Origin of the sequence: Proteiniborus ethanoligenes (assembly GCF_900107485.1) — a bacterium.
Classification (GTDB): domain Bacteria; phylum Bacillota; class Clostridia; order Tissierellales; family Proteiniboraceae; genus Proteiniborus; species Proteiniborus ethanoligenes.
The window spans coordinates 78,908-89,054 of the sequence record NZ_FNQE01000012.1 but is presented as its reverse complement, the minus strand read 5'-3'; the positions used below and the strand labels follow the sequence as shown (position 1 = coordinate 89,054).

11 protein-coding genes are annotated in these 10,147 nt (G+C 34.7%); 7 read left to right on the top strand and 4 right to left on the bottom strand.

Annotation, left to right across the window (positions count from 1 at the left end):
* Positions 1–423: 423 nt before the first annotated feature.
* A complete protein-coding gene (gene ltrA, locus BLV37_RS06555) occupies positions 424–1,839 on the top strand; it encodes a group II intron reverse transcriptase/maturase (protein ID WP_244270456.1) in 1,416 nt (471 codons plus the stop codon).
* A 176-nt stretch (positions 1,840–2,015) separates the two neighbouring features.
* On the opposite strand, the gene BLV37_RS06550 is transcribed toward ltrA, so the two are convergent.
* Positions 2,016–3,287 carry a sensor histidine kinase gene (locus BLV37_RS06550; protein ID WP_091728961.1) on the bottom strand — a complete coding sequence of 424 codons (1,272 nt, stop codon included), beginning with the start codon at positions 3,285–3,287 and terminating at the stop codon, positions 2,016–2,018.
* A 24-nt stretch (positions 3,288–3,311) separates the two neighbouring features.
* Positions 3,312–3,662 (bottom strand): LytR/AlgR family response regulator transcription factor, encoded by a 351-nt coding sequence (locus BLV37_RS06545; protein ID WP_244270490.1) that lies wholly within the window; start codon positions 3,660–3,662, stop codon positions 3,312–3,314.
* Between the two features lie 342 nt (positions 3,663–4,004).
* Between BLV37_RS06545 and cwlD the strand changes: the two genes are divergently transcribed.
* Both cwlD and BLV37_RS06535 read left to right on the top strand, forming a co-directional pair.
* The gene (gene cwlD / locus BLV37_RS06540; RefSeq protein WP_091728959.1) at positions 4,005–4,718 is read left to right on the top strand and encodes an N-acetylmuramoyl-L-alanine amidase CwlD; all 714 of its coding nucleotides are present in this window, start codon (positions 4,005–4,007) and stop codon (positions 4,716–4,718) included.
* A 435-nt stretch (positions 4,719–5,153) separates the two neighbouring features.
* Positions 5,154–5,804 carry a phosphatase PAP2 family protein gene (locus BLV37_RS06535; RefSeq protein WP_091728957.1) on the top strand — a complete coding sequence of 217 codons (651 nt, stop codon included), beginning with the start codon at positions 5,154–5,156 and terminating at the stop codon, positions 5,802–5,804.
* A gap of 34 nt (positions 5,805–5,838) precedes the next feature.
* Here the strand turns inward: BLV37_RS06535 and BLV37_RS06530 are convergent, their stop codons facing one another.
* Complete coding sequence (locus BLV37_RS06530; protein WP_244270489.1) at positions 5,839–6,948, bottom strand: AI-2E family transporter; 1,110 nt, start codon at positions 6,946–6,948, stop codon at positions 5,839–5,841.
* A gap of 172 nt (positions 6,949–7,120) precedes the next feature.
* On the opposite strand from BLV37_RS06530, the gene BLV37_RS06525 reads away from it, so the two are divergent.
* Positions 7,121–7,384 (top strand): hypothetical protein, encoded by a 264-nt coding sequence (locus BLV37_RS06525; protein ID WP_091728954.1) that lies wholly within the window; start codon positions 7,121–7,123, stop codon positions 7,382–7,384.
* Between the two features lie 30 nt (positions 7,385–7,414).
* A complete protein-coding gene (locus BLV37_RS06520) occupies positions 7,415–8,143 on the top strand; it encodes a TrmH family RNA methyltransferase (RefSeq protein WP_208975218.1) in 729 nt (242 codons plus the stop codon).
* Here the strand turns inward: BLV37_RS06520 and BLV37_RS06515 are convergent.
* Positions 8,127–8,555, bottom strand: a complete 429-nt coding sequence (locus BLV37_RS06515) for a C40 family peptidase (RefSeq protein ID WP_244270488.1) — start codon at positions 8,553–8,555, stop codon at positions 8,127–8,129. The two genes, BLV37_RS06520 and BLV37_RS06515, sit on opposite strands and share 17 nt — an antisense overlap.
* A 282-nt stretch (positions 8,556–8,837) precedes the next feature.
* Here BLV37_RS06515 and yedE point away from each other — a divergent pair, with 282 nt between their 5' ends.
* Positions 8,838–9,944: a YedE family putative selenium transporter gene (gene yedE / locus BLV37_RS06510; protein ID WP_091728949.1), complete on the top strand. Its 1,107-nt coding sequence runs from the start codon at positions 8,838–8,840 to the stop codon at positions 9,942–9,944.
* Positions 9,937–10,146, top strand: coding sequence for a sulfurtransferase TusA family protein (locus tag BLV37_RS06505; protein WP_091728946.1), 210 nt, complete (start codon positions 9,937–9,939; stop codon positions 10,144–10,146). The genes yedE and BLV37_RS06505 overlap by 8 nt, the downstream gene beginning before the upstream one ends.
* Position 10,147 lies beyond the last annotated feature (1 nt).

Sequence of the window (10,147 nt, the reverse complement as noted above, 5' to 3'; positions counted from 1 at the left end):
TTAGTGCGCCCAGCATGGGCATAAACTAGTCGGTGCAAGTCCGATACGGGGGTTGATAGTGCCAACCGTTAGCTCAAGACAAGGGTGTCCATCGTGAGGTGGAATCTGAAGGAAGTCGGCGGCAAAGCTCTGGTCTGAGGTACACGAACTACATTTGAGGCTTAACCCTGTGGATGAGGCTGCTAAACAAGTCAAAGTCCAAAACTATCCGAAACAGGGAAAGTAGATGTAGCAGATATATGGAGTGAAAGTTTACGTTCTTACCTGGGGAGGTCTGGTAGATACACCATTAAAAGATGAAATATCTAAATGGTAACCCATGCAGTGATGTGTGGCTGAACTATCAGAAGTCAGCAGAAGCCATAGTACAAGGTTAGTCATGAATAACCTTGGAAGGGCTGAACATTAAGGAGGTGAGTAGGATTGGCAATCTCAACAAACATGAAAAGAATACAGAAAACCAAGGACTTGGACTGGCTTGTGGAAGTAGGGTTGGAAACTCGAGGTAAACAAGGAGTGTACAGTGATTTGTCGGCGATGTCAAATCTGAAAACCAAGTCGGAATTTAATACTGAACATCTACTCGAAAGAATAGTGGATAAGAGAAATATCTTTGAAGCGTACAAGAAAGTAGTATCTAACAAAGGAAGCCATGGAATTGATGGAATGAAGGTAGATGAACTTCTACCTTTCCTACAAGAACATTACGAAACTTTGAAGACAAGTCTGCTAAGTGGAAAATATAAACCACAGCCAGTAAGACGAAAAGAAATACCCAAACCAAATGGCGGGGTAAGACTCCTAGGAATACCAACCGTAATAGATAGATTGATTCAACAAGCAATAAACCAAGTAATCAATCCCATATTCGATAAGGAGTTTTCAGATAGTAGCTATGGTTTTAGACCCAAAAGAAGTACACATATGGCTCTAAAACAAGCACAGAAATATATCGATGAAGGATACAGATACGTAATAGATATGGATTTAGAGAAATTCTTTGATAATATAAATCATGACCTTTTAATGCATCTAGTGTCAAGAAAGATAGAAGACAAAAGAGTGCTTAAATTAATACGAAAGTATTTAAAATCAGGGATAATGTTAAAAGGTATGCAGGTTAAATCAGAAGAAGGAGCACCTCAAGGTGGCCCACTAAGTCCACTATTAAGTAATATATTACTAGATGAATTAGACAAAGAACTAGAAAGAAGGGGACATAGATTCTGCCGTTATGCTGATGATTGTAATGTTTATGTTAAAAGCAAAAGGGCAGGAGAAAGAGCCCTCGAAAATATCACAAAATTCCTAGAGAAAGAGCTAAAACTGAAAGTAAATACTGAAAAGTCGGCAGTATCTTCACCAACAAAAAGAAAATTCTTAGGATATAGTTTCTACTATGGAAAAGGTGGAATAAAATTTAGAGTCCATGACAAAAGTTATGACAGACTTAAGGAAAAGATTAGAAATATAACTAACAGAAATGTAAGCATGAATTTCAATCATAGAATTAAGAAACTAAATGAAATAGTCGTAGGTTGGGTAAATTATTTTAAATTAGCAGATATGAAGACCAAACTAAAGGAGCTGGACCAATGGATTCGGAGGCGACTTAGAGCCGTGGTCTGGAAGACATGGAAATTAGTCAGAACTAGATTTAAAAACCTAATGAAACTAGGAGTTCCTAAAGGTAAGGCATGGGAATATGCCAACACTAGGAAAAGCTACTGGAGAATATCCAAAAGTCCAATACTAAATAAAACCATAACTAATCAGAAACTGATTAATCATGGTTTTAAAAGTTTAACTTCACAGTATGAGAAATTCAGACTGTCTTAATGAACCGCCAAGTACCGAACGGTATGCTTGGTGGTGTGAGAGGACGGTAATTAAAATAATTAATTACCTCCTACTCGATTGCTTACGATCCTAATAAACCTCATCAAAATTCACTTGTAACAGTTTGAGAAATGCAGACCACTATATAAAAGGCTACTATAGGAAATAGCAACCTTTTATGTAGTGACCTGAAATATAAACCAGCCATCCTTGACCGAAAACTGGAATACACCACCATGCTTTTCCACAATATGTACCATGCTTTTTGTGCCAAAGCCATGCCCCTGTTCTTTTGATACTGGAAGTCCCTGATGAAATATCGGTTCTGTCTGATAGCTGTTGCGGATGTCAATGCACAGTTTGTTATTCTTAGAATACATACGCAGCTTGATATGACGTTCCTTGCTGTCTGCTATATTTTCACAGGCTTGAATAGCATTTTCCAACGCGTTTGACAAGAGCGAACAAAGCTCGGTGTCGCTTAAGGCCAGAGAGTCAGGCAGTTTCGCTTCTGCCGTCAACAGGATTCCCGACTGTTTTGCTTTGGAAGCGAAAGCGGACAAAATGAGATTGACGGTTTCGTTCTCGCAAAAGCGCATGGGTGTGATGGCATCCATGTCGGACTGGGCTATCCGTAGATACTCTTTGATTTCCTCCATATGTCCCTTGGATGCCAGCCCCTGTAAAAGAGCGAAATGGTGGCGCATATCATGCCGATAAGATGCGGCATTCTGCTGTAGCTGCCGCAGAGAAGCAAACTCTGTCTGCGATAGTCGGAATTGTACATCCAGCATATCTCGTTCTCTTTGGAGGATTGCTTGTTTTTGTGTCTCAGCGTAGTAAAGGATAATAAACGCAAAATAGAAAACAGAGATTGTTGAGGGCATGAACTGTACCGCCCATTTCGTGCCGCGGTAAAGCACATCGGTGTAGATGGTGGTAGTGTAGTCGAACATATAGTAAAAAAGCGGCACCCCGCCTAAAAATAAGCAAGACTTAGTGGACACCTCCATAAGCTGTCTGACGGACCCGGCCACATACTTTTTCAGGAAATAGTAGAACAGAAACACCGCCGCAATATAAAAAACGTGGTCTGCAAGACTACTGCCTAAGGCAGCTCCCGCAAGGAAACCGAACCAGCGCGGCGCTTGACAGCAAAGATAACCGGAAAGCACGCTGACGGTGGATATGAGCCACGGACGTTTATAGTATAGAGAGAATATCACTATTAGCGGCAAGTGGATAATCAGCGGATACAGCTTTGATGTCAAATCCAAGCCCAAGAGCCACCAACTAGCGGTCTGAACGAAAAGAAAAATTACACAGAGCAAGCCGGTGACGAGCCTGTTTTTTCTTGTGGGCTCTATTCCCGAAAAGAGAACTGACACCGTTATGCCAAAGACCAGAGAAAAACCAAATCGTAAGAGTCCTATCACTGTTACTACCATTTAAAAGCACCTTCCTCCATTTGATTATTCCCCTTCCATTTGATAATTCAGATATTGCTGCTTGATCTCCTTTGCCTTCACCGAATAGCTTTCCAAAGCAAATTCGAGCGATGATGTAAAGAATAAAATCGGCGCGGTTTTGTCAAAATCACGGATTTCTTTTGCGACATCAATGCCCATAAAGCCTGGCATAATAATATCCAGACAGTATATATCAAACCGCTTTCCTTTTACCAAGGCTGAAACCAGGTTAAATCCGTTTGTAAAGACGGCGTATTCGCAGTTTAGATGTTTTGATGATCGGTATAGGTTTATGAACTGTACCATATTGGACAGTTCGTCAATATTATCATCACAGACCGCAATCTGTAGCATAATCATTCCCCCATTTCTCTATTTTCTCAATATAAGTTTAGCATAAAAATCAGATATCTGAAACTACGATTCATGTAGAAAAAACTATGATTCATGTCAAAAAAACATGTTTCATGCAGCGCACATTTTTTTTACTAATTTCTGATAGATTGAACACAAGGGAATGTTCCCTATACAAACCAACAATGAAGGTGCTAAGAATGACTGAAGAGGAGTTTAACAATAAGATTCAACATAGTTTTTTTATGTTCTAAATATAATCATATTTTTAGTAATATCATCCTAAATATAAAAATAGAATAATATATCATGCTAATTTTAATACTAGGAGTGGATAGAAAAGTGAAATTATTAATAATAAGAAAAAGAATATTATTAGTTTTTCCCTTGCTAATCATAGGCTTAGCTTTTATATTTACGAACAAAGACAATTCTGTCCCAACAATGTATTTACCTGTTACAGACAAGGTCATAGCCATAGATGCAGGTCATGGAGGAGTAGACCCAGGTGCTGTAGGCAAGCAAGGCGGCAGGGAGGATGAGATAAATCTGAAAATAGCTTTAAAGCTTCGAAGTTTAATAGAAGAAAATGGAGGCATAGCTATACTTACAAGAAACGATGGAGAAGGATTATACACAGAGGGGTCAAAGACCTTAAGGGAGAAAAAGAATGAAGATTTAAGAAATAGAGGTATAGAAGTTAATGATAATATGCCTGATGTGTTATTATCTATTCATCTAAATAGCTTTCCTGAATCTAAATATTATGGTGCGCAGGCATTTTACAAAAAAGGGTGTGAAGAAAGTAAAAGACTAGCCTTTATTATACAAGAAGATCTAAGAAATATATTAGATAAAGATAATAAAAGAGTACCACAGTCAAGAGATAATATATATTTGATTAGGGAAGCAGAAGCTCCAGCTGTATTAATAGAATGTGGGTTTCTTTCAAATCCCATGGAAGAAAGACTCCTGATGGACTCTAAATACCAGGAGAAAATCGCTTGGGCTATTTATATTGGTGTAATTAGATATTTTAATGAGCAGGAGAATTAATATGTAGGACTAAAATCACTTATTGATATTTCAATCGATAATGAGTATCATATTATATTGAATAATAAATTTGTGAATAATAATTGTGGACAACAATTAAAACTGTGGAAAACTTATTATTATGTAAAGTACTCCTGTGTATATAGATTTTAAAATGGACATAAGCATGTTTACATAAGTTATCCACTTTGAATTGTGGATAATGTGGATAAGGTGGACAGAAAATTGATAATCCATATCAATTGAAATACGTAGTGATAAAGTCCCATTTGATAGAATGCAATTATTTTAGGTTAATATGATTTCTATACAAATAAGTATTAAAAGAAAGCTTTTAAAGCAGAGAAATATATAATAAAATAAGGATATAGCGAGTTTAAATATAATAGTATAAGTAAAAAAATAATAAAAGAAGCAATAGGAGCTGATAATATAATGAAAAACAAGTTTCTTAAAATTGGAGCTATGGTTTCCTTGTTATTATTGATAGTATTTATATTCTTGGCGACAAATATTTGGGGGGTAGATGGAGGCATATACTTTGACGAAAAAATTATATCTTCTGTTCATGAAAACATTAATCCATCTATTAAAGGCTTTATGGTTTTACTTAGCTTCTTAGGTTCTGCAAAGTTTTATTTTATCCTAGCTCCTTTTTTAATTCTATACTTAGTCAAGAAAAAACATATAATTGAGCTTTATGCTCTTTTAATATCCATACTTGGAAGCTATGGCTTAAATGAACTCCTAAAGCTGTTCTTTGGGAGACATAGACCCTATGAATATTTTTTAGTCCAGCAAAAGGGCTTTAGCTTTCCTAGCGGGCATGCTATGATAACACTTAGCTTTTATGCAATGGCTGCATATCTTTATTTAAGAAATAAAGAACTAAATTTGAAAAAATCATTAATTTGGCTCGTAACTATAGTTTTCATAGGGCTAGTAGGCTTTAGCAGAATATATCTAGGAGTTCACTGGCCTACAGATATAGTCGCAGGCTTTAGCGCAGGATATATATGGTTGTATCTGTGCATATTGGGAGTTGAAAGTACTCATAAAAGAAGATATAAAAAACTGCAGACTTAAATGCTCTGCAGTTTTTAGCTTAGATTGCTCATGATTATAATTTTATATTTTTAGATTCCAGCTTATTATGGATATATCTTTGAAGCATTGTCTTAATTACTGCAGCAATAGGTACAGCTAGGAGCATTCCCATTACCCCTGCAAGGCCTCCTCCTAGTATAACAGCAGTGATTATCCAAAATGGACTTAGCCCTACTTGCATTCCTAATATTTTTGGACCAAGGTATAGACCATCAAACTGTTGTAGACCAAAGATAAATACTAGTACCCAAAGAGCTTTTATTGGACTATAGAACAAAGTAACTACAGTAGCAGGTATCATGCCTATAAAAGGTCCAAAGTAAGGTATCATATTAGTAACTCCTACTATAGTACTAAATACAAGGGCATAGGGTGTTCTAAGCATAGCTAGACCAATGAAACAAAGTATACCTATAATTGTAGAATCTATAATTTTCCCTATTAAATATCTTGAGAATATTGTATTAGATTCTCTCCCAATCTCAATAATTCTATTTGCTTTTGTAGGATCAAACAACGCATACATCAAAGCCTTGGACTGCTTTTTAAACAAATCTTTATCCTTAAGCATGTATATGGATATTACAATTCCAAGAGCAAAATTTGTTAAAGCAGATGTTATTGAAGATGTAATATCAATAAGCTGTACAATTGTTTTATTTAGTATTGGATTAATAGTTTTAGCTAATTCTTCAAGTATATTTGAAAGGTTCTCATATAGATAATCTGTAACACCTAGCCTATCTAAAATACCGAAATTAAATGTATGTGTATTAAAATATTCTTCTGTAGTTTTTATAAACTTAGGTATTTCCTTAAACAAACTTCCAAGTCCCATTGCAACTTTTGGAGTCAATATTGTAATTATTAAAGTGACTATGCAAAGAAGTATTGTGTATACTATAAGGATATTCCATATTCTCTTAAGCTTAAATTTTTTCTCAATAAATAAAAGCATTGGATTTAAAATATAAGCAATACCGAAAGCCCAAAAAAATGGTTTAAGTAGATTAGTATATGGAGCGAATGATTTTGGAACAGTTACAAACTTAAAAATAAAAATAGAAATAATTATAATAGGTAAAAGATTTAAATATTTTTTCCTCTCTTTTATATCAATCAACTCCTCTTATAGTGATCACATTTATTATATCATTAGTTAGATACAAATAATATCGGTTCATAGAACTTTTTGTCCATAAATATATAAATTTATATATTTAATGTAGATTAATAGTATGATAACATTGTAATATGATTTTACATATGATTAAAGTAATAAGGAAGTATTATTTATGAGTATTTTTGAGGTTATTATGCTTTTATGCTTTGGACTAGCCTGGCCTTTTTCAATACATAAGTCATATAAGACCAAAACATCTGAAGGGAAGAGCTTAATATTTTTTATTGTAATAATCATAGGATATATATCAGGTATAATAAACAAAATATTATATAGATATGACCATGTGGTGTTTCTTTATGGATTAAACGCAACAATGGTATTTGTAGATGCTATGTTATATTTAAGATATAAAAAAATTAATAAGAATGCTTAAAATAATAATTTAATATTATGGAGGCTTACAATGGACATTCAATTAAAATCATATAAAAAGGATTTTCAGTATTCATATTCTTTAGGAGTATTTCCTACTCTAGAGCTAATCAAATATAAGAGAGAAGAAACTCTTATGGTTTTATTGAGTGCAGATAGCACAGAGAACGAAGGGGTAATAAAGATAATAGAATTGTGCAATAAATACAATATTAAATTCGAGATAAACGACAAGGCAATAAACAGAATATCAAAAAAAGAAAATTGCTATGCCATAGGAGTATTTGAGAAATATGAACAAAAGCTAAATAGCCATAACAATCATATAGTATTAGTAAATCCTAGTGATATGGGAAATCTGGGGACTATTGTGAGGACTATTCTAGGCTTTGGAATAAAAGACTTGGCTATCATAAGACCAGGTGTAGATATATTTGATCCTAAGGCTATAAGAGCCTCTATGGGAGCAGCCTTTAAAATAGCTTTTCAATATTTTGATAGTATTGATAGCTATTTAAATACCTACAACCATGACATTTATACTTTTATGCTAAATGCAAAGGAAAGCTTACATAATGTTCATATAGATTCAAGGAAGCCTTTTTCTTTAGTATTTGGAAATGAAGGAAGTGGCTTAAGTGACGAGTTTATTAACATAGGTACTAGCTTAATAATTCCTCATAGTGATGATATTGACTCTTTAAATCTATCTATAGCAGTAGGAATTGCAGCATATGAGTTTGCTAAAAAAACCGTATAGCACCTCTAAATCTTCTTCTCCAGTGTCGCTCAAGCCTACTTATTAGCAATCCGCTTTTGGGAGACATATGAACAAATTCTCTATCACTAATCATAATACCAGCATGGGTTATTACGTCATGGCTAATGACAAAATAAGCTAAATCAAGAGCCTGAAGCTCGTCGATTTTTACATCTTTATATCCTAGACTTTTAATTCCCCTGATATATCTTTCAGGGTCTTTTTTGTACCATTCCTCTTCAATAGGCTTTCCATCATCTCCAGGAACATATATGCCAAAATCCTCATAAAAAAGCTTTATAAAGCCAAGACAATCAATGCCTTCCTCTAAAATTCTACCATTTCTAAGAAATTTAGCATTTCTATATTTCTTTAATACTCCATAAATTTTTTCTTGAATATTTTCCTCCACTAATGATCCCTCCAAATATGTATGAATTAGAAAAATGAACCTTATATTATAATATGAAGCAGCTTTTAAATAGTGACCATAAAGAGATAAAAACATTATATATTTATGAGAGCTGTGAAAAATGCCTGATTAGAGTTTGATGTCGAAAAATAGTAGATCTATAAAATAGCTATGCATTAGGATTACCTATAAGACAGGATTAGGATATAGAGAAATTTAATTGTTAAATTTGTGCCAAGCTTTATATAATTATATTGAATAAACAAGAATGGAGTGATAGATATGAAAAATGGCAAGTGGAAGATAATAGGCTCAGGAGCAGTATTAGGCATATTAGCAGCATTACTTGTCAAGTTTGGTAATCCAGTTAACATGGGTATATGTGTTGCCTGCTTTTATAGAGATATAGCAGGAGCATTAGGCTTACACAGGGCCGCAGTAGTACAATATATTAGACCTGAAATAATTGGATTTATACTTGGAGCTTTTATATTTGCCAAGGCTAAAGGTGAATTTAAGTCAAGAGGAGGCTCTTCACCCGTTTTGCGTTTTGTATTAGGATTTTTTATGATGATAGGGGCACTTGTGTTTTTGGGCTGTCCACTTAGAATGATTTTAAGGCTTGCCAATGGAGACTTAAACGCTTTAGTAGGTTTAGTAGGGTATATAGTTGGAGTACTGATTGGTATCCAATTCTTAAAGAAAGGATTCACATTAGGCAGAAGTATAAAGCAGCCTGAAGCAGCAGGATACGTTATGCCTGCAATTGCTGTAATATTACTTGTATTATTAGTAATTGCTCCTTCATTTATATTCTTTAGTCAAGAGGGACCAGGCTCAAAAACGGCGCCTATTTTAATGGCTTTAGGAGCAGGGCTTATAGTTGGTCTAATGCTTCAAAGAACAAGACTCTGTACGGCTGGTGGAATTAGAGATGCATTTTTAATTAAGGATTTTCATTTCTTATGGGGATTAATAGGAGTATTTGTATTTGCACTTATAGGTAATCTAATATTTAACCCAGCTTCTTTTAAAATTGGCTTCGCTGATCAACCAATAGCACATACAGATCATCTGTGGAATTTCTTAGGGATGACTTTAGTAGGACTAACAGCAGTGCTTCTTGGAGGATGTCCGCTTAGGCAGACTATTTTAGCAGGAGAAGGAGATACAGATGCAGCAGTAACTATATTAGGGTTAATAGTAGGAGCAGCTTTTGCCCATAACTTTGGTTTAGCTTCTAGCGGAGCAGGTAGCACCACAAATGGTAGAATAGCAGTAATAATAGGACTTGTAGCAGTCATAGCTATTGCAGCTTCTGTTGTATCTACTGCAAGTAAAGCTAAGAAGATTCAGATACAAAATGAAGGAGGTCGTATAAATGGCTAATCTAGTAGATGCAAGAGGCAGATCTTGTCCAGAACCAGTTATAATGACTAAAAATGCGATAGAAAGTGGGCAAGAAGGTATAAAAGTACTTGTAGATGCTCAAGTAGCAGTTGAAAACATAAAAAGATTTGCTACTAGCCAAGGCTATAAGGTAGAAGTAGAAGAAAGAGAAGATGAATACTCTCTAACTTTAAGAAAATAGG

Coding starts and splice junctions, on each gene's coding strand:
- BLV37_RS06550 (WP_091728961.1), bottom strand. CDS start 3,287: ATGGTAGTAACAGTGATAGGACTCTTACGATTTGGTTTTTCTCTGGTC.
- BLV37_RS06545 (WP_244270490.1), bottom strand. CDS start 3,662: ATGCTACAGATTGCGGTCTGTGATGATAATATTGACGAACTGTCCAAT.
- BLV37_RS06535 (WP_091728957.1), top strand. CDS start 5,154: ATGAAAAACAAGTTTCTTAAAATTGGAGCTATGGTTTCCTTGTTATTA.
- BLV37_RS06525 (WP_091728954.1), top strand. CDS start 7,121: ATGAGTATTTTTGAGGTTATTATGCTTTTATGCTTTGGACTAGCCTGG.
- BLV37_RS06520 (WP_208975218.1), top strand. CDS start 7,415: ATGGACATTCAATTAAAATCATATAAAAAGGATTTTCAGTATTCATAT.
- yedE (WP_091728949.1), top strand. CDS start 8,838: ATGAAAAATGGCAAGTGGAAGATAATAGGCTCAGGAGCAGTATTAGGC.
- BLV37_RS06505 (WP_091728946.1), top strand. CDS start 9,937: ATGGCTAATCTAGTAGATGCAAGAGGCAGATCTTGTCCAGAACCAGTT.